22 protein-coding genes are annotated in these 22,879 nt (G+C 73.6%); 14 read left to right on the top strand and 8 right to left on the bottom strand.

The window, feature by feature from the left end:
* Position 1: 1 nt before the first annotated feature.
* Genes ACN27D_RS12825 through ACN27D_RS12810 form a run of 4 tightly spaced genes read right to left on the bottom strand, consistent with a single transcriptional unit; the run spans position 2 to position 5,524 of the window.
* A complete protein-coding gene (locus ACN27D_RS12825) occupies positions 2–1,207 on the bottom strand; it encodes a hypothetical protein (protein WP_421499172.1) in 1,206 nt (401 codons plus the stop codon).
* Complete coding sequence (locus tag ACN27D_RS12820; protein ID WP_421499171.1) at positions 1,207–2,691, bottom strand: O-antigen ligase family protein; 1,485 nt, start codon at positions 2,689–2,691, stop codon at positions 1,207–1,209. Before ACN27D_RS12820 ends, ACN27D_RS12825 begins: the two co-directional genes overlap by 1 nt.
* Positions 2,688–3,695: a DUF3048 domain-containing protein gene (locus tag ACN27D_RS12815; protein WP_421499170.1), complete on the bottom strand. Its 1,008-nt coding sequence runs from the start codon at positions 3,693–3,695 to the stop codon at positions 2,688–2,690. The genes ACN27D_RS12820 and ACN27D_RS12815 overlap by 4 nt, the downstream gene beginning before the upstream one ends.
* Positions 3,692–5,524: a Wzz/FepE/Etk N-terminal domain-containing protein gene (locus tag ACN27D_RS12810; protein WP_121683226.1), complete on the bottom strand. Its 1,833-nt coding sequence runs from the start codon at positions 5,522–5,524 to the stop codon at positions 3,692–3,694. Before ACN27D_RS12810 ends, ACN27D_RS12815 begins: the two co-directional genes overlap by 4 nt.
* A gap of 499 nt (positions 5,525–6,023) precedes the next feature.
* Between ACN27D_RS12810 and ACN27D_RS12805 the strand changes: the two genes are divergently transcribed.
* The 4 genes from ACN27D_RS12805 to ACN27D_RS12790 are packed head-to-tail and all read left to right on the top strand — an operon-like array spanning position 6,024 to position 8,990.
* Positions 6,024–6,500, top strand: coding sequence for a polysaccharide biosynthesis protein (locus ACN27D_RS12805; protein ID WP_013289269.1), 477 nt, complete (start codon positions 6,024–6,026; stop codon positions 6,498–6,500).
* Complete coding sequence (locus ACN27D_RS12800; RefSeq protein WP_357898581.1) at positions 6,500–7,081, top strand: glycosyltransferase; 582 nt, start codon at positions 6,500–6,502, stop codon at positions 7,079–7,081. Before ACN27D_RS12805 ends, ACN27D_RS12800 begins: the two co-directional genes overlap by 1 nt.
* Complete coding sequence (locus tag ACN27D_RS12795; protein ID WP_252451729.1) at positions 7,078–8,079, top strand: sulfotransferase family protein; 1,002 nt, start codon at positions 7,078–7,080, stop codon at positions 8,077–8,079. Before ACN27D_RS12800 ends, ACN27D_RS12795 begins: the two co-directional genes overlap by 4 nt.
* Positions 8,076–8,990 carry a glycosyltransferase family 2 protein gene (locus tag ACN27D_RS12790; RefSeq protein ID WP_013289266.1) on the top strand — a complete coding sequence of 305 codons (915 nt, stop codon included), beginning with the start codon at positions 8,076–8,078 and terminating at the stop codon, positions 8,988–8,990. Before ACN27D_RS12795 ends, ACN27D_RS12790 begins: the two co-directional genes overlap by 4 nt.
* Positions 8,991–9,051: 61 nt before the next feature.
* Here ACN27D_RS12790 and ACN27D_RS12785 read toward each other — a convergent pair whose 3' ends face one another.
* The gene (locus tag ACN27D_RS12785) at positions 9,052–10,665 is read right to left on the bottom strand and encodes a hypothetical protein (RefSeq protein ID WP_358170531.1); all 1,614 of its coding nucleotides are present in this window, start codon (positions 10,663–10,665) and stop codon (positions 9,052–9,054) included.
* Between the two features lie 101 nt (positions 10,666–10,766).
* Complete coding sequence (locus tag ACN27D_RS12780) at positions 10,767–11,645, bottom strand: 3'(2'),5'-bisphosphate nucleotidase CysQ (protein ID WP_120572607.1); 879 nt, start codon at positions 11,643–11,645, stop codon at positions 10,767–10,769.
* 197 nt (positions 11,646–11,842) lie between these two features.
* On the opposite strand from ACN27D_RS12780, the gene ACN27D_RS12775 reads away from it, so the two are divergent.
* Positions 11,843–12,937, top strand: a complete 1,095-nt coding sequence (locus ACN27D_RS12775; protein ID WP_421499169.1) for a PLP-dependent aminotransferase family protein — start codon at positions 11,843–11,845, stop codon at positions 12,935–12,937.
* A gap of 343 nt (positions 12,938–13,280) precedes the next feature.
* A complete protein-coding gene (gene corA / locus ACN27D_RS12770; RefSeq protein WP_357829510.1) occupies positions 13,281–14,429 on the top strand; it encodes a magnesium/cobalt transporter CorA in 1,149 nt (382 codons plus the stop codon).
* A gap of 105 nt (positions 14,430–14,534) precedes the next feature.
* Here corA and ACN27D_RS12765 read toward each other — a convergent pair whose 3' ends face one another.
* Positions 14,535–15,374 (bottom strand): hypothetical protein, encoded by an 840-nt coding sequence (locus ACN27D_RS12765; protein ID WP_358170529.1) that lies wholly within the window; start codon positions 15,372–15,374, stop codon positions 14,535–14,537.
* Positions 15,375–15,458: 84 nt separating this feature from the next.
* Between ACN27D_RS12765 and ACN27D_RS12760 the strand changes: the two genes are divergently transcribed.
* Both ACN27D_RS12760 and ACN27D_RS12755 read left to right on the top strand, forming a co-directional pair.
* A complete protein-coding gene (locus tag ACN27D_RS12760) occupies positions 15,459–15,989 on the top strand; it encodes a peptidylprolyl isomerase (RefSeq protein ID WP_120572610.1) in 531 nt (176 codons plus the stop codon).
* Positions 15,990–16,014: 25 nt separating this feature from the next.
* Complete coding sequence (locus tag ACN27D_RS12755) at positions 16,015–16,956, top strand: rhomboid family intramembrane serine protease (RefSeq protein ID WP_358170527.1); 942 nt, start codon at positions 16,015–16,017, stop codon at positions 16,954–16,956.
* A gap of 3 nt (positions 16,957–16,959) precedes the next feature.
* On the opposite strand, the gene ACN27D_RS12750 is transcribed toward ACN27D_RS12755, so the two are convergent.
* Positions 16,960–17,391, bottom strand: a complete 432-nt coding sequence (locus ACN27D_RS12750; protein ID WP_205775959.1) for a PH domain-containing protein — start codon at positions 17,389–17,391, stop codon at positions 16,960–16,962.
* Positions 17,392–17,490: 99 nt separating this feature from the next.
* On the opposite strand from ACN27D_RS12750, the gene ACN27D_RS12745 reads away from it, so the two are divergent.
* From ACN27D_RS12745 to ACN27D_RS12720, 6 genes are all read left to right on the top strand, one after another.
* The gene (locus ACN27D_RS12745) at positions 17,491–18,663 is read left to right on the top strand and encodes a thiolase family protein (protein ID WP_357829518.1); all 1,173 of its coding nucleotides are present in this window, start codon (positions 17,491–17,493) and stop codon (positions 18,661–18,663) included.
* A 108-nt stretch (positions 18,664–18,771) separates the two neighbouring features.
* Positions 18,772–19,284, top strand: coding sequence for a hypothetical protein (locus tag ACN27D_RS12740; RefSeq protein WP_120572611.1), 513 nt, complete (start codon positions 18,772–18,774; stop codon positions 19,282–19,284).
* 68 nt (positions 19,285–19,352) lie between these two features.
* Entirely contained in the window at positions 19,353–20,036 is a 684-nt protein-coding gene (locus ACN27D_RS12735; protein ID WP_121684353.1) for a response regulator transcription factor, read from the top strand.
* Positions 20,029–21,435 (top strand): sensor histidine kinase, encoded by a 1,407-nt coding sequence (locus ACN27D_RS12730; protein WP_308212756.1) that lies wholly within the window; start codon positions 20,029–20,031, stop codon positions 21,433–21,435. The genes ACN27D_RS12735 and ACN27D_RS12730 overlap by 8 nt, the downstream gene beginning before the upstream one ends.
* Positions 21,436–21,499: 64 nt before the next feature.
* A complete protein-coding gene (locus ACN27D_RS12725) occupies positions 21,500–22,087 on the top strand; it encodes a hypothetical protein (protein ID WP_421499168.1) in 588 nt (195 codons plus the stop codon).
* 79 nt (positions 22,088–22,166) lie between these two features.
* Entirely contained in the window at positions 22,167–22,877 is a 711-nt protein-coding gene (locus tag ACN27D_RS12720) for a glycosyltransferase family 2 protein (RefSeq protein WP_120572614.1), read from the top strand.
* Positions 22,878–22,879: the final 2 nt, after the last annotated feature.

Raw genomic sequence — 22,879 nt, 5'->3', positions numbered from 1 at the left:
CTCACCCGGCCCGACGGGCCAGGTGTTCCTCGACGGCGGGCAGCAGCCAGGCGTCGACGTGCCCCAGTCGCGCACCCGCCTCCGCCTGCCGGTCCCGCAGGTAGCGCGCCGCCAGCTCCACCAGGTAGAGCACGGCGACCAGATCGGCGCCCCCGCCGGTCTGGTCGAACGGCGCCAGGGTGGCCCCGGCGCCGGCGATCAGCGCCCGGGCCGCCTCGACCGGTTCCACCCCGTCGTGGCTCATCGCGCTCTGCACCGCCAGGTGCAGCGCGTCGTACCCGGCCGGCACGTCCGCCTCGAACCGCTCCCAGTCCCAGACCAGCACCCGGCCGTCGGCGAGCACCGCGCTGTTGCCGCCGTTCCAGTCCCCGTGCCAGGCGCCGAAGGCGACCACCGGGTCGGCGTCCGCGACGGACTTCAGCGCCGCGCGCAGCCGCCCGGCCTCCGGCCGAGGCCCGAGGGCGTCCACCGCGGCGGTGAGCCGCGTCGCGTGCCCGCTGCCCGCCCACGACTGCCGGCGTACGCCGAGGCAGCCGGCGACCGCCACCATGGCCGCGCGCTCGGCCGCTTGGGCCGCGGCCGGGGTGGCCCGGGGCAGCCGCACCGGCAGCGCCTCCTGCACCAGCAGCGCGTGGCCGTGCCAGTCGCCGTGATGGCGGACCCCGGCCAGGACCACCGGGCCGAGCGGCACCTCGGCGAGGCGGCGCAGCGCGTCCGCCTCCGCGTGCACCAGCGCGCGGGTCAGCGGGTCGACGCCGAGCTTGGCGTACCCGAGGGCGCGGCCGTCCGGCGCGAGCAGTTGCAGCACCGGCTTGCGGTTCGCCCGGGCCGGCCCGATGTGCAGGCTCACCAGCGCCGGCTCACCGAGCACCTCGGTCAGGTACGCGTCCAGCCCGCCGCCGTCGGCCACCAGCCGGTCGCGGAACACCAGCGGGCCCAGCCCGAGCCGGAACGCGGTGGACAGCCCCTGCCGGACCAGCTTGGCCTTGCGGCCGACCGCCTCCGTGGAGTGCCGGACCGCGCTCGCCGCCGCCCGGCCGGAGCCGGTCGGCACGAGCAGCCGGGGGCGGGACGCCGAGGGCACCACCACCCAGCCGGCGCCGCCGCGCCGCAGGCTGGGCTCGGCGGGCGCGGGCCAGATCAGCCCGGCCAGTTCACCGAGGTACGCGGCACGGCCGTCGCCGTCCGGGGGTACGCGGAACACCATCAGTGGTCACCGGTCTTTTCCAGTCGGGCCCGTAGCCCGGCGATCGTGCCCTCGGGTGGCGCCGGTCCGAGCGACCGGCGGATCCGGTCGTTGCGGGCCAGCAGGGCGACCGTGATCAGGGCGTAGGCGAGTGTCGCTTCCATCGCACCGTAGGTGAACTGGAAGAACAGCATGAGGATGAGCACGAGCGTGCCGGCGATCCCGATCGCGCTGTGGTCGCGCCGGTAGCGCCAGATGCAGTAGACGAAGAACGCGTTGTAGCAGATGGCGCCGACCCAGCCCTGCCCGACGAGCAGCGCCCAGACCTGGCCGTTGCTGCCCAGTTCCCGGTTGCCGCACTGCTTGCAGTCCTCGGACTTGCCGATGGCGATGGACCGGTTGCTGCCGATCAGCGCCCGGTTGCCGCCGTACCCGAGGATCGGCGAGTGGTTGGCCGCGGTGACCGCGCCCTGGGACAGCGTGGTCCGGATGTCGTCGCTGTGCCCGTTCTGGAGGCGTTCGTCGAAGGTGCGGCCGAGGGGGGTGGCGACGATCAGCACCCCGATCAGCCCGACCGCGAGGGCGAGCCCGCCGAGCACCACCATCCGGCCGCGCAGCGCGAGCCGCAGCGCGACGTACGCGGCGGCGATGCCGAGACCGATCCAGAGGCCGCGGTTCAGCGAGTAGACGATCGGGAAGATCGCCGCCAGCGCGATGGCCACGCCGGCGGTACGGCGCAGCGGCTTGCCCAGCACGACCCAGCCGACGATCAGCCAGACCAGCAGGATCGCGGTGTTCTGGCCCCACGAGTTCGTGTAGGTGAACGGCGCGGACGGGCGGGGCGAACTGGCCTCCCCCTCGATCACCTGCTGCACCTGGGCGAACTTGATCTCCATGAGGGAGGTGACGTACGGGTGACCGGCGATCGACTGGGGCAGGACGAAGCGCAGCGGCGCCACGAACTTGAGGTTCGGGAAGAGCGAGCCGATCCAGCCGCCGAGGACCACGACCACGCCCATGAACCCGAACAGCCGGACCATCCGGCGCTGGGACAGCTCGCGGTCGCGGAGGTTGTAGACGTAGAGCATCGTCACGGTCATCGCGAGGTAGTTGGCGAGCCGGATGCCCCAGCCGATGTACTTGCCGCTGCCGCCCGGCGGCAGCGTGTTCGGCGCGGTGAGGTCGAGGGTGAGCACGGACAGGAACACCCAGAGCAGCAGGACCATCCAGATCCCGAAGCCGGGCGGCACCCGCACCGGGCCGCGCTTGCGCATCTGCCAGATCATCGGCACCGCGAAGATGACGAAGACGAAGCTCGACACCCCGAGCACCCACCACAGCGGGTACAGCAGGAAGACCCCGATCAGCGGCCATGCCGTCGGCAGCCGCCACGACCAGCCCTCCGGCCGTACCGTCACCGGCCGGAGACGGTTCCCGTCCGGCGGCGACACCGCCCCGACCGGGACCGTCCCGCGCGCGGTGCGGGGCGGGGTGGCGGTGCTCATTTCACGGAGACCTTGGCGGTGGTCGGGGCGTAGATCACCCAGGCGTTGCCGGGCTGGGGATGCAGGAGGTCGCCGCCGGTGTCGGCGAGCGTGCAGACCATGCCCAGGCCGGGCTTGCGCCACCGGCCCTTCGCGCTGTTCGGCCCGGACACCGCGACGACCGCGCCCTCGCCGAAGACGTTCGCCGACGGCAGTGAGCGCGGGGACGGCTTGCGCACGTCCAGCGTGCGGTATTCCATCGTCAGCACGATGACGGAGGCGGCGGTCACGGTGACCTTGCCGACCTTGCCGGCCCAGAGGGACTTCGCCTGGTCGTACCGCCAGAGCATCGGCGGCCCGCCGGCCACTGTGACGGAGAGTTCGGTGGCGGGGGTGAGGTCGCGGGCGGCGAGCGCGTCGCCCTCGCCGGCGTGGTCGATCGGCGGGGAGGGCGGCTGCCCGCCCTTCGGGGCGGCCTTGAGCAGCGCGGCGGTCGAGGTGTAGTCGCCGGAGAAGACCTTGCCGCCGTCGTCCGGCGTGACGCCGTCGAGGTCGGAGTTCTCGAACTGGGACAGGAAGCCGGTGGGGCCGCCGGCGTAGCCGACGAACGGGCGCAGCACCGCGAGCGACCGGATGTCGACCGGCCGGATCTCGGTGACCGGGCCGATCTTGGCGGAGTCCTTGGAGTGGAACACCGCGGTCAGGTGCAGCGTGTCGGACTCGGCGAACTCGGCGTAGACCAGGTCGGCGGCGTCCAGGCCGGCCGGGGTGGTCGCGGGGCTCACCCGCAGCGGCACCGCGACCGCCTGGCGGGTGGCCGCTGCCGGGGTGCCGATCGGCGCGCCGGTCAGCGGGCCGGTGGGCAGGTTCTGCGTCGGGGCCGCCGAGGACGGCGAGGCGGTGACGTCGCCCGGGTCCGCCACCTGGATCTTTCCGGGCTTGGGCTCGGGTTCGCTGCATCCTGTACCGACGCCGAGGACGACGGCGGGAGCGAGCGCGGCACGGAGCATCTGCCGGCGGTTCACCCCAGGTCCTCGCCGGAGTCGAGGGCGTAGCTGCGGCCGTCGCCGTCACCGCGGGAGCGATACGTGCCGCCGGTGCCGTTGAGCGGCGCCGGCTTGCCCGGCATGCTCTGGTTGCCCGGGTTCGGCGGCGGGGTGGCCTTGCCCGGTGCCGGCTTCGCCGGGGCGGGGCGGGACGACTGCATGCGCGGCAGCACCATCGTCGACTCGGCGGACGGGCCGGGGCTCGGCCGGGGCTTGGGTCGGTTGGCCGGAGCCACCGGTGCGCTCGACCCGCCCGAGTTGCCCGAACCGCCCGACGCCGCCGGGCGGCTGGCGCCACCGGCCGGGACGGGCAGGCGCGGGGCCAGCACGGCACCGATCACCGGCGCGTTCACCTGCTCGAACTGCTGCAGGGCGGCGGTGATCTCGCCGCTGCGGGTCTTTCCCGCCTCGGCCACCATGATCACCGCGTCGACGTACCGGCCCAGGGCCTGGGCCTCCACGGCGAACGTGGGCTGTGCGGTCTCGATGATCACGTGGTCGAAGCGCGCGGACAGCTCGTGCATGATCTCCAGCAGACCGGCGACCGGCAGCTCGACCTCCGCGTCCAGGTCGCCCGGCACCAGCACGCGGAGCTGGCCCAGCCCCGGCACCGGCGCGAGCGCCTTGAGCGGGGGCACGTCGCGGCGGAGCACCGAGGCGAGGCTGTGCCGCCCCTCGGCCACACCGGTGATGGCGCCCAGCGCCGAGTCGGGCTTGGTGGTGATCAGCGCGACCTGCTGGCCGGTACGGGCGTACGCGGCGGCGAGGTTGGCGGCGACGAACCCGGCGGCGGTGCCGGCCGAGGCGTCGCAGAGCAGCAACTGGCGGCCACGGCCGCCCTGTGCCGGCTCGGGCACGGCGGACAGCAGCACGTTGCGCAGCCGGCCCAGTTCGCGGGAGACCCGGTGCGTGGCCGGCAGGACGGCGAGCGAGGGCGCACGCACCGGCAGTTCCAGCAGCAGCGGCAGGCCGACCCGGTCGGAGATGTCGCGGCCGCGCCGGATCCGGGTGTCGAGCCGGTCCAGCACCAGCGCCAGCACGATGCCGAGCAGCAGGCCCGCGCCGATGCCGCTGGCGAGGTTGAGCGTGCGGTTCGGCGAGCTGGGCGACTCCGGCAGACGGGCGTCGGAGATGATCTCGCCGGGGTCGGAGCCGGCCGAGACCAGCGGGCTGAGCCGGTTGTTCAGGCCGGTGATCTGGCTGGTGAGCAGGCTCCGTTCGGCCTCGGCCCGCTCCCGCTCGGGCGAGTTCGACGGCGCCGCCGCGATCCGCCCGGCGACCGCGCTGAGCTGCTTCTGCAGCTCGGCGATCTGCTGCTTGAGCGCGTTGGTCTCGTTCTCCAGCGCCTTCTGCGCGGTGGCCTTGCGCAGGTCCAGGTACGCCTGGGCGAACGCGTGCGAGCCCGACTGGGCGCCCTCGGGGCTGTTCGCCTCGTACGCCACCTGGAGGATCTGGCTGTTCGGCGGCACCTTGACGGTCACCGACTTGACGAGCTGGTCGGCGCCGGTGTCGACCTTCATCAGCGCCTTGGCCCGCTCGGCCACCACCAGGGAGCGGACCACCTGGGCCTCGGTGTCGAGGTTGACCTTGGCGTTGGGGTTGTTCTCCGCGCCCGTGCCGAGCGGGCGCACCAGCAGCGAGGTGGTCGAGGTGTAGCGCGCCTCCTGGATCTGGTTCAGCGCGAGCCCACCGCCCAGGCCGAGGGCCGCGGCGAGCAGCAGGATCCACCAGCGGCGGCGCAGCCAGCCCAGGTATGCCATCAGGGCAAGACCGTCGGCGTCGCTCTCGGCCAAATGGGGTGAGGGCATCAGATTCTGTCGCTCCCTTTCGACCGAGCCGGGCAGTCCACGGCACAGCTGGACCTGACCGTGGCCTTGAGTGTCCCCGATCCGAACGACGAGGGAAAGTCTGCTCACGTTCCGGTAAGCCTGCCCGGGTGTGGGCAGCCCGCGTAGAAATGGCCGATCGGCGCTGACCATTCGGCGGGTTTCCCGGTGTTGGGCCTGACCTGCCCCCGGATAAGCCGACGTCGCCGGCGGCTCTCGTGCGGAGCGGTGACGGAATCCTGACACATCTCACTTTCTCCCGGTGTCCCGGCCCGGCCGCCGGGGCGCACCGGGCTGACCTGGCCGGTGACCGGCCGGTGCACATCCCAGTGGCGGGAATCGAGAGGTGAGCCGACCGGCGAGCCGGGATCCGTCCAATGGCCCCTTCAGTTGCCCATGGGCGCGCCAGTAGGTTGTCAGGACGCGTCCGAGGGGCATTCACAAAAATCCGGACGCGTCATCCGCGTACGGGAGGACTTTTGTGGTGAGCGGGTCAACCGAGGACTCGGGGCAGGTCCTGCTGGTGGGTTCCAGTGGCGGGCACCTGGCCCAGCTCCTGGCCCTGGAACCGTGGTACCGGGATCGGCGCCGCGCATGGGTAACCTTCGACACCCCGGACGCGCGCTCGCTGCTCGCCGGTGAGGACGTGGTCTGGGCGCACCACCCCACCACACGCAACGTCAAGAACCTGGTACGCAACGCGTTCCTCGCGCTGAAGGTGATCCGCCGGCGCCAGGTCGACGCCGTGGTCACCACTGGCGCCGGGGTCGCCCTGCCGTTCGTGGTGGCGGCCCGGATGCGCAAGATCCCGACGGTCTACATCGAGGTGTACGACCGGATCGACAGCGCGACGCTCACCGCCCGGCTCTGCCGACCCTTCCTCTCCGCGATGCTCGTGCAGTGGGACGAGCAGCGCCGGATGTACCCGGAGGCCACCGTCGTGGGGAATCTGCTCTGATGGCGCACATTCCGCAGCAGCGGGACCGGCGTTCCGCGGCACCGTACGTGCTGGTCGTGGTCGGCACCGACGTGCACCGCTTCGACCGGCTGGTCGGCTGGCTGGAGCGCTGGCACGCGACCCGGCCCGAGGTCCGGCTGGTCCTCCAGTACGGCCACAGCCGCACCCCGGCCCTGCCCGGGGCCACCCCGTTCCTCGGCCACGAGGAACTCCAGCGGGCGATGGCGGAGTCGACGCTCGTGGTCAGCCACGGCGGCCCGGCCACCATCACCGAGGCCCGGCGCAACGGCCACCTGCCGATCGTGGTGCCCCGCGACCCGACGCACGACGAGCACGTCGACAACCACCAGCAGCTGTTCTCCCGCCGTCTGGGCGCGGCCGGCATGGTGCGGCTGTGCGAGTCCGAGGCCGAGCTGCTGGCCGCGCTGGACGAAGGGCTCGCCGACCCGAGCCGGTTCGTCCTGGCCGCCGACCCGGGCCGCCCGGACCCCCGCGCCGAGGCGGTCGCCCGCGTCGGCGCGGTGATCGACGAACTGGTGGCCCGCCGGGTACGGCAACGAGCCGTCGGGCGTCGCGGATGAGCGCCCCCGATCCGGCGCCGCCGCGGGTCCTCTTCGTCGGCGGCCTCGGCCGCAGCGGTTCCACGCTGCTGGAACTGCTGCTGGCGCAGAGCGCCGACGTGTGTGCCGTCGGTGAGGTGGTGCACCTGTGGGAGCGGGCGCTCGGCGCCGACGAGCGCTGCGGCTGCGGTGAGCGGTTCACCGCCTGCCCGTTCTGGCGGCAGGTCGGCGACCAGGCGTTCGGCGGCTGGGCCGCTGTCGACCGGGACGACGTGCTGGCGCTCAAGGACCGGGTCGACCGGACCCGGCACATCCCCCGGCTCGCGAAGGACGCGCTCCCGCCGGAGCAGTTGGCCGACGTGCGCCGCTACGCCGACCTGTACACCCGGATCTACCGGGCCGCGCTGTCGGTGACCGGCGCCCGGGTGGTGGTGGACTCCAGCAAGCACGCCTCGCTCGCCTTCGCGCTGCGCTGGGCCGAAGGGCTGGACCTGCGGGTGCTGCACCTGGTCCGGGACAGCCGGGCGGTGGCGTACTCGTGGGGCAAGCAGGTGCGCCGCCCCGAGGTGGTCGACGGCGAGGACTTCATGCCGACCTTCTCGCCGTTCGAGGTGAGCAAGCTGTGGACCGCGCAGAACGCCGCGTTCCACCTGCTCGCCTCCCGGGCGAAGGTGCTGCGGCTGCGGTACGAGGACTTCACCGCCGACCCGGCCGGGACGGTACGCCGGGTGCGGGACTTCGCCGGCCTGCCGGACGACCCGGCCGCGCTGCGCATCCTGTCCGGAGCCGACGAGACGGGCGCGGCGCCCGAGCCGGCCGCGCCGTTCCGGGCGCACAGCGTCGCCGGCAACCCGCTGCGGTTCAGCGGCGGGCCGTTGACGGTGCGCCGGGACGAGGCGTGGCGGGACCGCCTGCCGCGCCGCAGCCGTGCCGTGGTCAGCCTGGCCACGCTTCCCCTGCGGGTCCGCTACGGCTATCTGGGCCAGCGGGGATCCGACGAGTCCGTGGAGAGAGCATGAGTGGGCCGAGCATCTCGGTCGTCGTACCGACGCGGGACCGTCCGGAGCTGCTGCGTGCGGCGCTCGACGCGATCCTCAGCCAGGCGCACCCGGGCCTGATCGAGGCGATCGTGGTCTACGACCAGTCCGAACCGGACCGGTCCCTGGAGACCGACCGGGGTGACCGCCGGATCCGGGTGATCACGAATACCCGTACCGCCGGGCTGGCCGGCGCGCGCAACACCGGCATCGAGGCGGCCACCGGCGACTGGGTGGCGTTCTGCGACGACGACGACGAGTGGCTGCCCGGCAAGCTGGCCGCCCAGTTCGGGGCGCTCGACGCGCACCCGGACGGCGCGCTGGTGAGCTGCGGCATCCGGGTCAGCTACGACGACCGTACGGTGGACCGTTCGCTGGACCGCGCCCGGATCTCGCTGGAGGCGCTGCTGCGCGACCGGCTCACCGAGCTGCACCCGTCCACGTTCCTGATCCGCCGGGCCGCGCTGCTCGACGCGATCGGGCTGGTGGACGAGCAGATCCCGGGCAGCTACGCGGAGGACTACGAGTTCCTGCTGCGCGCCGCCCGCTACGCCCCGCTGGTGAACGTGGAGAGCCCGTACGTGCTGGTCCGATGGCACAAGCGGTCCTACTTCGCGCAGCGCTGGGAGACCATCTCGACCGCGTTGCAGTGGCTGCTGCGCCGCTACCCGGAGTTCGCCACGGTGCCGCACGGCGAGGCGCGGGTGGCCGGGCAGATCGCCTTCGCGCAGGCGGCCATGGGCAACCGCCGCGACGCGGTCCGCTGGGCCCGGCGCACGCTGGCCCGCAACCCGAAGGAACCGCGCGCCTACCTGGCGCTGGCGGTGGCGAGCCGGGCGGTGCAGGCCGACCGGGTGCTGCGCACGCTGCACAAGCGCGGCCGGGGCATCTGAGCCGTACGCGAAACGGGCGGGCGACCTCAGTCGCCCGCCCGTTGCCGTTCCGCCCCCGGGGTCAGGCCGTGCAGAAGGACTTCCACGCCTGGATGCTCGGCTGGTCGAGCAGCCGGAAGTCGCCCTGGCTGACCGTCTGGTTGTAGTACGCCACGAACTCCGGCCGCTGGCCGTTGAGGAAGCCGGTCATCGACCGGATCCAGGCCGCCCGGCCGGTGCCCGAGTCACCGGGGACCAGGTCGCTGCCGGTCTCCGCGACGCCCCACGGCTTGCCGAGCGCCTTGGACTTGCTGATCATCGCGCCGTAGATCTCCTGCGGCGGGGCGTACCGCTTCCACTTGGCGCCCCAGTTGTAGCAGTCCCAGCCGAGCGCCTCGATCACGTCGCCGCCGGGGTAGAACGCGTCGAAGCTGCGCCCGGACTTCGGGTCCAGCGTCCAGCACATCAGGATCAGCGTGTTGATCAGCTTGGGGTTGCCGGTCCGGTCGGCCAGGCCGGCGATCCGCTTCCACGCCGTCCGGTACGCCGCCGTGCTGAACGCACCGCGCTCGACGTCGTCCTCCGGCTCGTGGAAGTACGACCAGTAGACGTTGTGCTCGCGCGGGATCGAGGCGAACCAGGAGGTCAGGCGGGAGTCGAACTTGCCGGTGTTGACCTCCTGCGGCGACGCCTTGAACGACACCACCACGGTCCGGTCCACCACGTCGGCCCGGCTGCCGGACCAGGCCGGCGGCAGGCCGGGGAAGAAGATCCGGGCCATCCGCAGCTTGCCGAAGGTCCGGTCGGACCGGGCCAGCGCCTGGCCGAACGTCTCCCCGTTCTGCACGCCGATCGAGGCGCCGGGCAGCGTCAGCCGCGTACCGGTGAAGCCCGGTCCGGCGGCCGCGGAGGCCGACGGACGCGCCGAGGGCTTGCCGCCGAGGCCCTGGTCGGCGCCCGGGGACGCCGGGCCGGAGGTGGCCGGCGTGCCCGGGCCCATCGAGGTCGCGGGCCCGACCGAGCCCGGCGTCCCGCCTGCCTGCCGGTCCGTCGAGTCGGGTCGCAGCGCGGCCACCGCGACCCCGCTGCCGGTCACCGCCACGGCCACGGCCGCGGCGATGGCGACGCGCCAGCGCCGCCATGAACCGCCGGACGACGGCGCGGGTACCGGGGCGAGCGGCGGCGCGGGCGGCCGGCCCGGCCCATCGGCGGCCGGTCCGTGTGACACGTCCACCGGGGGCGGTCCGGTCAGGGTGGCGGTCGCCGTGGTGCCCGCACCCCAGCCCGCCTCGCCCGACGGTCCGGCCCCGCCGGGCCCGTCGTGCGGCGTCCAGCCGGTGCGGCCGTCCGTCGCCGGGCCGGCCTGCGTGGCCCAGTCGTCGTGCGGCTCACCCTGCGGCGGCCAGGCGGCGTCGCCGTGGCCTGCCGGCCCGTGCTGCGGCGACCAGCCGTTCGTCGTGCCGGGCGCGGCGTCCCAGCCGGCCCGGTCGTGCCCTGGCCCGTCGTGGCGACCGGCGTCGTGCCGGTCGTGCTCGGGCCAGGGCAGGTCACCCCCCGGTCCGGCCGGTGGTGGCGGCGTGCTCTCGGCCTCCGGCCAGGGCAGCGAAGGGCCGCCCACCTGGCGCGGAATGTCCTGACCCGGCCACAGGCCGGTCGGCTGCCCGAAGGCATTGTGCGACTCTCGGTCGGCCGGCATGACCCTCCCTGGCTGTCGGCGGCCCGTGGTCGGGGCTCAGATCGTCACGCATTCCTGCCTGACGATAACCCTCATCCACCTGGCCGTACGTACCGTGACACTCAGCCGAACGCCCCACCCTGGTTGTCGGTGACGGTCGAAGCGGGCATCTCGACCCCGGTCCGGGCGATCGCGTCGAGCAACTGGTCGGCCAGTTCGGGCCGGCAGACCAGCAGATCCGGCAGGCGCGGGTCGGCGCGGTTGTAGCGCAGCGGCGAACCGTCGATCCGGGACGCGTGCATGCCCGCGCCCAGCGCCACGGCGACCGGGGCGGCACTGTCCCACTCGTACTGACCGCCCGCGTGGACGTACGCGTCGACCTCGCCGGTCACCACCGCGCAGACCTTCACACCGGCCGAGCCCATCGGCACCGCCGTGGCGCCGAGCATCTCGACCAGCTCGCCCACGAACGCGGGCGGGCGGCTGCGGCTCACCGCGATCCGGATCGGCCCGTCGGACGGCTTCGGCTGCGGGCAGGTGGTGCCCAGCACGAGCGGCGTACCGTCCACCGTGGTCCGGGCCGGCATGCCCACCGCGCCGGCGACCAGGGCGCCGTCGGGGGCGGCGGAGCGCTGCCAGAGCGCCACGTGCACCGCCCAGTCGTCCCGCCCCTCCTCGGAGAACTCGCGCGTGCCGTCCAGCGGGTCGATGATCCAGACCCGGTCCGCCTCGTGCCGGGGTGCGCGCTCGCCGTCCGCCCACGCCCGGCGCGAGTCGGCCTCCTCCTCGGAGAGCACCGCGTCGGCCGGCCGCAGCCGGGCCAGCGCCGCCGTCATCAGCTCGTGCGACGCGCGGTCGCCGGCGTCCTTGAGCGCCTTCGGGTCGGCGAAGCCCTGCCGGTCCCGCAGCGCGGTGAGCGCCCTGCCGGCCTCGGTCGCCAGCCACTGCGCGAACCGCTGGTCGTCGAGCCGTCCCGCCTCGTCCTCGGTCACGAGCCCCATCCCTTGTTCTCCGGGTCTGCCGCGACCCGTCATCCTTCGGCGTCCGGTCGGACCGGCGCCAGCGTCCGTCGGATCGTAGACAGTCGCGAGGCGGTCTCGGATCCCCCGGACGCACCGGTGCCCCGGCCGGCCGCCCGCATGTTGAACTTCGCGTGTATCGCGGTCGGACCCGCCGGGCCAGGCCCTAGGCTCTGCGCATGACCGCCGAGCAGCTGATCTCGTTCGCCCGTGGCGCGCCTTCGCTGGACATCGTCGATGTCGAGGGGCTCAAGGCCGCCGCCGTCCGCGCCTTCGATGCCGACCCCGCCGGGGTCTCCGCGTACGGCACCTCCGTCGGCTACCCGCCCTTGCGGAAGTGGATCGCCGAGAAGCACGGTGTCGAGGCCGACCAGGTGCTGATCACCAACGGCTCGTTGCAGGCCGACGCGTTCCTCTTCGACCACCTGGTCCGCCGGGGCGACGCGGTGGTGGTCGAGCGCCCGACGTACGACCGCACGCTGCTCAACCTGAAGCAGATGGGCGGCGAGGTGCACGGCGTCACGATCCAGCCGGACGGTCTGGACACCGCCGAGCTGCGCAAGCTGCTGGAGTCCGGGGTGCGGCCGCGGCTGGCCCACGTGATCCCGAACTACCAGAACCCGGCCGGCGTGACGCTCTCCCTGGAGAAGCGCCGTGAGCTGCTGGACCTGGCCGCCGAGTACGACTTCACGATCTTCGAGGACGACCCGTACGCGGACATCCGGTTCCGGGGCGAGCCGCTGCCCTCGATGCTGTCGATGGACACCCGGGGCGTGGTGGTGCACGCCTCCAGCTTCACCAAGACGGTCTGCCCGGGCGTACGGGTCGGCTACCTGGTCGGCCCGGCCGAGCTGATCGCGGCGATCGCGAAGCGGGCCACCAACCTCTACATCTCGCCCGGCATGGTGGCCCAGGCGATCGTGCACCAGTTCTGCGTCTCCGGCGCGATCGAGGAGTCGATCCGGACGGTCCGTTCGGCGCTCGGCGAGCGGTCGGCGGTGCTGGCCGAGTCGCTGCGCCGACACATTCCGGAGGCCCGGTTCGTGGAGCCGGACGGCGGCTACTTCCTCTGGGTGGAGCTCCCGGAGGACGTCGAGGTCGACCGGCTCGCCCCGGCCGCCGCCGAGCGTGGCGTGGCGGTGGTGAAGGGCAGCGACTTCATGGTCGACGGCGGCCGGCACGCGCTGCGCCTGGCGTACTCGGCGGTGACCGCGGACCGGATCGACGAGGGTGTGCGGCGTCTCGCCGAGGCGATGGCCGCCGTACGCGGCTGATTTTCTGTCGGGTTTCTGACAAAAAGGCCCCGCTGGCCGGTTCGGCTCTCCCGCTGAACCGGCCGGCAGCCCACAATGCTGCGAGTGCCGCTCACCTTCTGCCGGTGACCAGCCCGCACGCCGGACGACCGGGCGGGCCGGCGGCACGCCCAGCATCACTCCCGCCCCCAAGGGGTGCCGGGTGGGCCGTGTCGCCCCTCACCCCCCTGACGCGGCCCGGCCCGCCCGGCGCCGCCGCGTGACGCCCGTCGCAACCACCAGTACCCCGCACCCGCGCCCGCGCTGCGCTTCCCGCCGGTCGGCGTAACCTGCAAGCCGCAGCTCTAGGGGAAGGGGGCGAGAGATGACGGACCGGGTGGCACGCGACCGAACCGCCGGTACCGACGGCAGCCGGGCACTGCGCCCCCGCGCCTGGTCGGCCCCGGTACGCGCGATGTCGCGCATCCTCAACGCCGACGGCTCCCCGCGTACGGCCCAGCCGGCCGGCCCGGAGCGCAGCGGGATCGTCGACTGCGGGCTGTACGTCGACGGCGAGCGCCGCCCCGGCCACCCCCAGTACGCCGAGGCCCTGGCCGCCGCCCGGCAGGAGCGGGACGGCTTCGTCTGGCTCGGCCTGCACGAGCCGGACCTGGCCGAGATGACCGAGATCGCCGCCACGTTCGGCCTGCACGAACTCGCCGTGGAGGATGCGGTCAAGGCCCAGCAGCGCCCGAAGCTGGAGCACTTCGGCGAGATCGTCTTCCTGGTGCTGCGCACGGCCCGCTACTGCGAGCACGCCGAGCTGACCGAGAACTCCGAGGTGGTGGAGACCGGCCAGGTGATGCTCTTCATCGGGCCGCACTTCGTGATCAGCGTCCGGCACGGTGACGCCTGCCGGCTGGCGCCGGTGCGCGCCGACCTGGAGGCGAAGCGGGACCTGCTGCGGCACGGCCCCTGGGCGGTCGCGTACGCGATCACCGACCGCGTGGTGGACCTCTACCTGGAGGTGGCCGACCGGCTGGAGGACGACCTCGACGTGCTGGAGGCGGACGTCTTCGACCGGCAGAGCAGCGGCCGGATCCAGCGGATCTACCAGATGAAGCGGGAACTGGTCGAGTTCAAGCGGGCGGTGGCGCCGTTGCAGCGCCCGCTGATGACGCTCACCTCGCAGGTCAACCGCGCGGTCCCGCAGGAGGTGCGGCGCTACTTCCGCGACGTGCAGGACCACCTCAGCCGCACGGTCGAGCAGGTGAACTCCTACGACGACCTGCTCAACTCGATCCTCCAGGCCCGGCTGGCCCAGGTCACCGTCGACCAGAACAACGACATGCGCAAGATCGCCGCCTGGGCCGCGATCGGTGCGGTGTGGACGGCGATCGCCGGCATCTACGGCATGAACTTCGACAACATGCCCGAGCTGAAGTGGACGTACGGCTATCCGGGCGTCTGGGCGCTGATGCTCGCGGCGTCCTTCACGCTCTACCGTCTGTTCCGCCGCAACGGCTGGCTGTGACCACCGCGCCACGGCGGGTCGCCGACGGACCGGCCGCCCCGTACACGCGGAAGCGCCGGCCACGCGGGGTGTCCCGCGTGCCGGCGCTGATCCGACGGTACGAGGTCAGCGGCGACCGCCGGCCTTCGCGGCGTTCTTGCCGGCCTGCACGGCCTTGGTGATGTCGTCGGCCGGACGGCCGGAGACGTCCCGGGCGCCCTCGGCGACGGAGGGGACCTGGTCGGTCGGGTGGATCACCGGCTGGCTGCCGGCGGCGGCGGTCGACGCGCTGCTGCCCTTGGCCACCGCCGAGGAACCGGCGCCGGTCGGGCCGGCCTGCGTCACCTTCGCGCTCGCGTCCGGGGTCTCCACCACGATCGTGTCCACGTCCTCCCGCATCGGCTCCAGCTTGTCGGCACCGGTCGCGCCGAGCGTGCCCGTCGCGCCGAGCGTGCCGGTCGGGTCGTACTCGGCCCACTCCTGCTGCTCGCGGCGGCGGCGCACGGCCATCGCACCGGCCAGGCCGGCGACGGTGCCGGCCACCAGCAGGCCCGCGGTCATGCCCCGCGACCTGCGCTGCTTCTTCTTTCCGGCCTTCATGTTCTTCGCCTTCTTCGTCATCGCGGACTGCTTCGCGGCCATCACCTTGCGGCCGCTCGACGCCTTGCCGGCGGCCTCGACCCGGGCGTTGCGCACGGCCAGCAGCACCGGCGCGAGCGCCGCGGCGGTCGACGCGAACCCGCTGGAGGCGCGGTCCCGGACCAGGACCGCGGTCGGCGCGACGGCGACCCGGGCTGCCTGGACCCGCGGGCCGACAGTGGCGCCGGCACCCTTCGCCGCGTGCGTGGCGGCCTGCCTCAGGTGACCGATGCCCTGGTTCAGCTCGACCTTGGCGAGCTGGCCCTGGGTCTTTCGCCGCCCGATTCCAAACACGGTCCCACCTCCTGGGAGTTGTTCCTTCGTCATCCTCCACCTTCGAATGCCTCCGCATGGCCAGATCGGGCACATGGGAGGATCCGCAAGGAACTGAACTACGAGTGAGGAGTACCCGTGGCCGAGGCTGTCTACGCCACCTTGCACACCAACGCCGGCCCGATCCGGCTGGAGCTCTTTCCGAACCACGCGCCGAAGACCGTCCGCAACTTCGTGGAGCTGGCCGAGGGCACCCGGGAGTACATCGACCCGCGTACCGGTCAGCCGGGCAACGGGCCGTACTACGACGGCACCGTCTCGCACCGCGTGATCAGCGGTTTCATGATTCAGATGGGCGACCCGACCGGCACCGGCCGCGGTGGCCCGGGCTACAAGTTCGCCGACGAGTTCCACCCGGAGCTGCGCTTCGACCGGCCGTACCTGCTGGCGATGGCGAACGCCGGGCCGGGCACGAACGGCTCGCAGTTCTTCATCACGGTGTCGCCCACGCCACACCTGAACAACCGGCACACCATCTTCGGTCAGGTGGCCGACGAGGAGTCGGTGAAGGTGGTCGACTCGATCGCCAACACCCCGACCGGTCCGAGCGACCGGCCGATCCAGGACGTGGTGATCGAGCGGGTCGAGATCGAGCACAAGCAGTCCTGAGCGGCACGCGGGTACCTTTGCTCGCATGACTGAGCGCTCCGGCCAGCCAGGCGACGCCACCGGGGGTCCGGTGCCGACCACCCCGGTCTGCTACCGGCACCCTGGCCGGGAGACCTACATCCGGTGCAGTCGATGCGATCGGCCGATCTGCACCGAGTGCATGCGGGACGCCTCCGTCGGCCACCAGTGCCCGGAGTGCGTCGCCGAGGGCCGCCGCAGCGTGCGGCCGGCGCGTACCGCCTTCGGTGGCGGTGCCGCCGGCCGCCAGGGCAACGTCACGAAGGCGCTGATCGCGCTGAACGTGGCGATGATGCTGCTGTCCATCCTCTCGGCGCGCAGCGGGACCGCCGTGGCCGGCGGTGGCCTGGGCGGCCTGATGGGCAACGGCACGCCGCTCACCGAGTGGGGGGCGGTGCTCGGCCTGGCACGCTTCCCCGACGGGCACGTCGGCGGGGTGGCCGACGGCGAGTGGTACCGGCTCGTCACCGCCATGTTCCTGCACTACGGCGTGCTGCATCTGCTGCTGAACATGTGGGCGCTGTGGGTGCTCGGCCGGACGCTGGAGGCGGTGCTCGGGCCGCTGCGCTTCCTGGCGCTCTACCTGCTCGCCGGGCTCGGCGGCAACGTCGCCGCGTACGTCTTCACCGAGCCGAACCGGTTCACGGCCGGCGCCTCGACCGCCGTCTTCGGCCTGTTCGCCGCCGTCTTCGTGATCATGCGGCGGCTCGGCCGGGACACCTCGGCGATCGTGCCGATCCTGGTGATCAACCTGATCTTCACGTTCACCGTGCCGAGCATCTCGGTGGCCGGGCACCTCGGCGGGCTGGTCGCCGGCGCGCTGGTGGCGCTGGTCCTGGCGTACGCCCCCCGGTCGCGGCGGACCGTGTTCCAGGTGGCGGGCTGCGTGATCGTGCTGGTCGCGCTGATCGGCCTGACGCTCGTCCGGACCGCCGCCCTGCTCGGCTGAGCCTCAGCGCGCGGGGCGGGCCTCGGTCAGCGCCGCGGCCACCTCGTCCAGCGGGGCGTCCAGGTCACGGCGGCCGAACAGGTGCAGCGACTCCCCGGCGTCGATCTCCAGCGTCTCGGCGGTGATCCCGCGCCGGGCGCGCCGGTCGAGGCGGATCGCCTCCACCGCGTCCCAGGGCAGCCGGCGCCGCCCGGCGAACCCCCGCAGCACGGTGAGCCCGTCCGGGTCGACGGCGAGGCGGACCGGCGCGACCACGTCGCGCAGCGCCCAGCCGAGCAGACCGGCGGCGGCCAGCCCGGCGAGCGCCGGACGGACCGGGTCCCCGCCTGCGAAGACCAGCCCCAGGGCGACGAGCGCGAGCGCGCCGACCGCCTTGATCACCGGCACCTCCCGCGGCACCCGCCACTGCCGGACCGGCGGCGACTGTGGATCCATCCGCCCAGCATGCCAGCCGCACCTGCCGAACGCCGGGGGAGGACGACCGGTCCGGTCAGCACGTAGGATCGGGGCAAGCGAGGTTACCGGGGAGTAGACATGAGTGACGCGGTCATCGTCGGCGCGGTACGGACCCCGGTCGGGCGGCGCAAGGGCAGCCTCGCCGGAGTGCACCCGGTCGACCTCTCGGCACACGTGCTGCGCGCGCTCGCCGAGCGCACCGGCATCGACCCGGGCCAGGTCGACGACGTGGTGTGGGGCTGTGTGTCGCAGGTCGGCGAGCAGTCCTGGAACGTGGCCCGCAACGCCGTGCTCGCCGCCGGCTGGCCGGAGTCGGTCCCCGGCACCACACTCGACCGCCAGTGCGGGTCGAGCCAGCAGGCGCTGCACTTCGCCGCCGCGACGGTCCTCTCCGGCCAGGCCGACCTGGTCGTGGCCGGTGGGGTCGAGTCGATGACCCGGGTGCCGATGGGTTCCAGCGTCGCCGGTGGCATGCCGTTCAGCGCGGCGATCCTGGAGCGCTACCGCGGCGTCGAGGGCGTCGCCGAGGACTCGCCACTGCCGTTCAACCAGGGCGTCGGGGCCGAGCTGATCGCGCAGCGGTGGCGCTTCTCGCGTACCCAGCTCGACGAGTTCGCGCTGGCCAGCCACGAGAAGGCGGCCGCCGCGCAGGACGCGGGCGCGTTCGAGGCCGAGCTGGCGCCGGTGGCGCTCGCCGACGGTGGCAAGTTCTCCGCCGACGAGGGCATCCGCCGCGACACCTCGCTGGCCAAGCTCGCCGAGCTGGCCACCCCGTTCCGCGCCGACGGCGTGGTCACCGCCGGGTCCGCGTCGCAGATCTCCGACGGCGCCGCCGCGCTCGCGGTCACCACCGCCGAGTGGGCCAGCCGGCACGGCCTGCGCCCGCTGGCCCGGGTGCACACCGCGGTGGTCGCCGCCGACGACCCGGTCACCATGCTCACCGCGCCGATCCCGGCCACCGCGAAGGCGCTGCGCCGCGCGGGGCTGGGCATCGAGGAGATCGGGGTGTACGAGGTGAACGAGGCGTTCGCCCCGGTGCCGCTGGCGTGGCTGGCCGAGACCGAGGCGGACCCGGAGCGGCTCAACCCCCGGGGCGGGGCGATCGCGCTCGGTCACCCGCTCGGCGGGTCCGGCGCGCGGATCATGACCACGATGCTCCAGCACATGCGGGACAACGGCATCCGCTACGGCCTCCAGACCATGTGCGAGGGCGGCGGCATGGCCAACGCCACGATCGTCGAGCTGCTCTGATCCGACCGGCCGCCGGTGTCGCACCGCTGGTGCGACTTGCACGTGTGGAAGTTCCAGAAATCGGGCGTGACCCATATCACCCCTGGTCATCGGCTCGTTGGACCGGGCATGGACGTGTTCTCGCGAACGTTCCTTCCGGCCGCCGCCGAGACCGGCCTGGCGACCCAGACCGTCACCCGGCACATGCCGGTGTTCCGCCGGTGCGTCGGCTCCGGCGACGCGACCATCCTGGTCACCCGGTGCAGCCGCCCGGACGATCCGGTGGGCGGCGACTACCTGATGCTCCTCACCCACCGGCGGCTGGTGGTCACCCGGCAGACCCGGGTGCTGCACCGGCTGCGCCTGCACCTCAACACCGAACTGCGCGAGCTGAGCAACGTGACGTGGAGCCCCGATCCCCGCGCGCACAGCGTGGTGCTGGCGGCGACCGCGATCGACGGGGTGCGCGAGCGCTTCGTCCTGCGTACCCACCACCCGAAGCAGGTGTGGCAGCTCGACGCGCTGCTCAACCACGCCTTCCGGACCCGCCTGCGTACGCCCGCCGAGCGGGTGGTGGCGACCATCGGGGAGTCGCCGGCGGCCGTCCGCCCGACGGTGCTGCGGCCCGCCCCGGCCCGCTGACGTCCTCCTTACCTGATCCGAACATTTCCTGACCGGCTCGGCGGTCGCCGGTCGGTCATCATGAGCCGGTGACCACCGCCGCCCCGCCCGGGCTCGTCCTCGTGGTGGAGGACGAGCCGGCCATCGCCGACCTGGTCCGGCTCTACCTGACCCGGGACGGGTTCGGCGTACACCTGGAACGTGACGGCGAGGCCGGCCTGGCCGCCGCGCGGCGGCTGCGCCCGGTGGCCTGCGTGCTCGACATCGCGCTGCCCGGCCTGGCCGGCACCGAGATCTGCCGCCGGCTGCGCGCGGCCGGCGACTGGACGCCGGTCATCTTCCTCACCGCCCGCGACGACGAGGTGGACCGTGTCGTCGGCCTGGAACTCGGTGCCGACGACTACGTCACCAAGCCGTTCAGCCCGCGCGAGCTGCTCGCCCGGCTGCGGGCGGTGCTGCGCCGCACCGCCGGCACGCCCGCCGAGCAGCCCCGCACGCTCGGCGCCGTCACACTCGACCCGGCCCGCCGGACGGTGACCGCCGGCGGCACGCCGGTGCAGCTCACCTCCACCGAGTTCGACCTGCTCGCCCACCTGATGGCCCGGCCCGGCCGGGTGTTCACCCGGGAGGAGCTGCTGGCGGGCGTGTGGGGGTACGCGGCGCATGCCGGCACCCGGACCGTCGACGTGCACGTGGCGCAGGTGCGGGCCAAGCTCGGCCCGGACAGTGTGATCCGCACCCATCGTGGCGTCGGGTACGCCGCCGATGCCTGACCGGCCGACCGGACCGATGCCGCGCCGGCCCGGGCGGACACTCACCGCCCGCGCCGTGCTCGCCACCTGCGCGGTGGCGCTGGTGTCGGTGCTCGTCACCGCGCTGGTCGCGGTGCCCCTGGCGGTACGCGGCGCGGAGCGCCGGGACCAGGAGGCGCTCGCCGCCCAGGCCCGGCTCGCCGCCGACGTGCTCCGGGTGCGGCCGGCACGCCAGCGCGACGGCGCCGGGGACCGGCTCATCCGGCAACTGCGCCAGCAGCAGATCGACGTGTACGTGATCCGGGACGGCCGGGCCGACCGGCCGGGCCTGCCCCGGCCGCTGGTGACGCGGGTGGCCGGCGGCGAGAACGTCTCCGGCCGGCGACTGGTCGAGGGGCAACGCCGGCTGGTCGAGGCGCGGTCGCTGCCCGGCGGGGACGGGGTGGTGCTGACCCGGGCCCGTAGCGCCGCGCCCTGGCGGCAGGTGCTGCGCGGACTCTGGCTGCCGCTGCTCGCCGGACTCGCCGCCGGGGCGGCCGCCGGACTGCTGCTCGCCCGCCGGCTGGCCCGGCCGATCCGTACCGCCGCCACCGCCGCCGCGCGGCTGCGCGCCGGGGACCGGGCGGTCCGGGTGCCGGTCGAGCCACCCGACGAGGTGGCCGACCTGGCGCACGCGCTCAACGGCCTGGCCGCCGCGCTCGCCACGAGCGAGGGACGGCAGCGCGAGTTCCTGCTCTCCGTCTCGCACGAGCTGCGGACCCCGCTCACCGCGATCCGCGGCTACGCCGAGGCGCTGGCCGACGGCGTGATCGAGGCCGACGCGGTGCCGGCGACCGGCCGGACCGTGCTCGCCGAGGCCGAACACCTGGACCGGCTGGTCCGCGACCTGCTGGCGCTGGCCCGGCTGGAGGCGGTCGACTTCCCCCTGGAACCGGTGCCGGTCGACCTGACCGGGCTGGCCGCCGACGCGGAGCGCAGCTGGTCCGGCCGGTGCGCGGCGCTCGGGGTGCCGTTCCGGCTGGAGACGCCGGGTGCGCCGGTGCCGGCGTACACCGATCCGGGCCGGATCCGGCAGGTCCTGGACGGGCTGCTGGAGAACGCGTTGCGGGTCGTACCGCCGGGGGCGCCGGTGGTGCTCGCGGTCCGGGCCGACGGCCCGGCGGGCGGCGGGGTGCTGGAGGTCCGGGACGGCGGACCCGGCTTCACCGACGACGACCTGCGGGTGGCGTTCGAACGGGGCGCGCTGCACGAGCGGTACCGGGGGGTGCGCAAGGTGGGCAGCGGGCTGGGCCTGGCGCTCGCCGCCGGGCTGGTCCGCCGGCTCGGCGGGGACATCGCCGCCGGGCACGCCCCGGAGGGCGGCGCCGCCTTCACCGTCCGGGTGCCGGCGGATCCTTACCCGGCTCGAACATCGGCTTGACCGTTCCCTCGCGTCGGTGCGGAACGCTCGGCTCGTCACCGTGAGGAGAGGAAGAGGACCACAGATGAGACGTCAGCGAATCGTCACCGGCGCCACCGCACTGCTCGTCGCCGCGTCGCTCGCGCTCGCCGGGTGCGGCGCGACCCGGTCCGGCGCGGCGCCGGACGACGGGGTCGAGGTGAGCGCCGCCCTGGGGGCGGACGGCCAGGCGCTCGCCGCGCTCGGCGTCGACGCCGGGGAACTGGACGTGGATCCGGTCGCCGCGCCGGCGCCCTCCGGTACGCCGCAGGCCGGGCCGGACGGCAAGGGCGAGCGGGCGAAGGAGGGACACCGGCGTCACCGGGCCCGGGTGCTGCTGCGGCGCAACACGCTGCACGGCGAGGCGGTGGTCAAGACCAGGGACGGCGGTACGAAGACCGTCGCGGTCCAGCGCGGCGAGGTGACCGCGATCGACGACAGGTCGATGACTGTGAAGTCCACCGACGGTTTCACTGTGACGTGGACGTTCGGTGAGAAGCTGCGGGTCGTCGAGCGGCGGACCACGATCCGATCGACCGACATCAAGATCGGTACGACGGTCGGGGTGGCCGGCGCGAAGGACGGCGACCGCAGCGTGGCCCGGCTCGTCGTGGTACCACTTCGTCAGGAATAGGGTGCCTGGGCTGTCGTGACCTGAGCAATGTGCCAGGCTACGCTATGCCCCGACCTGCCATCGCCTCCGTGGAGATTCCGTGAAGCTCTCGATCCTCATGCCGGTCTACAACGAGGAAGAACGAATCGCGGATGCCCTCAAGCAGGCATTGGCGGTCGACTACCCCTGCGAGATCGAGCTCGTCGTCGTGGACGACGGCAGCCGGGACGGCACCGGTGAGATCCTCGGCCGCGTGGACGACGCCCGCCTGCGGGTGATCACCCACCAGCGCAACGCCGGTAAGGGCGCGGCCATCAAGACGGCTGTCGACAGCGCCGAGGGCGAGTACATGGTCATCCTCGACGCCGACCTGGAGTACGACCCGCAGGACATCCCGCGCCTGCTGGAGCCGGTGCTCGACGGCCGGGCCACAGTCGTCTACGGCAACCGGACCTTCGGCAGCCACAGCTCGTACAGCTTCTGGTACGTGATGGGCAACAAGGGCGTCACGCTGGCCGCGAACGTGCTCTACAACTCCTACATCGGCGACCTGGAGACCTGCTTCAAGCTGATGCCGCTGGAGCTGTACCGCTCGCTGCAGGTCCGCTCCCGTGGCTTCGGCATGGAGGCCGAGGTCACCGGCAAGCTGCTGCGCCGCCGCATCCGCCCCTACGAGGTGCCGATCAGCTACCGCGCGCGGGGCCGCGAGGAGGGCAAGAAGATCACCTGGAAGGACGGCGTCGAGGCGATCTGGATCCTGGCCCGCGAGCGCGCCCGCCGCCGCCCGGCCAATCCCGCCGCCGCGCACTGAGC

Source organism: Micromonospora sp. WMMD1274 (genome assembly GCF_049179035.1).
GTDB lineage: Bacteria > Actinomycetota > Actinomycetes > Mycobacteriales > Micromonosporaceae > Micromonospora > Micromonospora tulbaghiae.
The sequence above is the reverse complement of the archived record's forward strand: the minus strand, read 5'-3'. Positions and strand labels throughout refer to the sequence as shown.

Excerpts from the sequence above, each read along its gene's own strand:
- ACN27D_RS12825 (WP_421499172.1), bottom strand. The coding sequence starts at position 1,207 with ATGGTGTTCCGCGTACCCCCGGACGGCGACGGCCGTGCCGCGTACCTC.
- ACN27D_RS12820 (WP_421499171.1), bottom strand. The coding sequence starts at position 2,691 with ATGAGCACCGCCACCCCGCCCCGCACCGCGCGCGGGACGGTCCCGGTC.
- ACN27D_RS12810 (WP_121683226.1), bottom strand. The coding sequence starts at position 5,524 with ATGCCCTCACCCCATTTGGCCGAGAGCGACGCCGACGGTCTTGCCCTG.
- ACN27D_RS12800 (WP_357898581.1), top strand. The coding sequence starts at position 6,500 with ATGGCGCACATTCCGCAGCAGCGGGACCGGCGTTCCGCGGCACCGTAC.
- ACN27D_RS12795 (WP_252451729.1), top strand. The coding sequence starts at position 7,078 with ATGAGCGCCCCCGATCCGGCGCCGCCGCGGGTCCTCTTCGTCGGCGGC.
- ACN27D_RS12790 (WP_013289266.1), top strand. The coding sequence starts at position 8,076 with ATGAGTGGGCCGAGCATCTCGGTCGTCGTACCGACGCGGGACCGTCCG.
- ACN27D_RS12785 (WP_358170531.1), bottom strand. The coding sequence starts at position 10,665 with ATGCCGGCCGACCGAGAGTCGCACAATGCCTTCGGGCAGCCGACCGGC.
- ACN27D_RS12780 (WP_120572607.1), bottom strand. The coding sequence starts at position 11,645 with ATGGGGCTCGTGACCGAGGACGAGGCGGGACGGCTCGACGACCAGCGG.
- ACN27D_RS12775 (WP_421499169.1), top strand. The coding sequence starts at position 11,843 with ATGACCGCCGAGCAGCTGATCTCGTTCGCCCGTGGCGCGCCTTCGCTG.
- corA (WP_357829510.1), top strand. The coding sequence starts at position 13,281 with ATGACGGACCGGGTGGCACGCGACCGAACCGCCGGTACCGACGGCAGC.
- ACN27D_RS12765 (WP_358170529.1), bottom strand. The coding sequence starts at position 15,374 with ATGACGAAGGAACAACTCCCAGGAGGTGGGACCGTGTTTGGAATCGGG.
- ACN27D_RS12755 (WP_358170527.1), top strand. The coding sequence starts at position 16,015 with ATGACTGAGCGCTCCGGCCAGCCAGGCGACGCCACCGGGGGTCCGGTG.
- ACN27D_RS12750 (WP_205775959.1), bottom strand. The coding sequence starts at position 17,391 with ATGGATCCACAGTCGCCGCCGGTCCGGCAGTGGCGGGTGCCGCGGGAG.
- ACN27D_RS12745 (WP_357829518.1), top strand. The coding sequence starts at position 17,491 with ATGAGTGACGCGGTCATCGTCGGCGCGGTACGGACCCCGGTCGGGCGG.
- ACN27D_RS12740 (WP_120572611.1), top strand. The coding sequence starts at position 18,772 with ATGGACGTGTTCTCGCGAACGTTCCTTCCGGCCGCCGCCGAGACCGGC.
- ACN27D_RS12730 (WP_308212756.1), top strand. The coding sequence starts at position 20,029 with ATGCCTGACCGGCCGACCGGACCGATGCCGCGCCGGCCCGGGCGGACA.
- ACN27D_RS12725 (WP_421499168.1), top strand. The coding sequence starts at position 21,500 with ATGAGACGTCAGCGAATCGTCACCGGCGCCACCGCACTGCTCGTCGCC.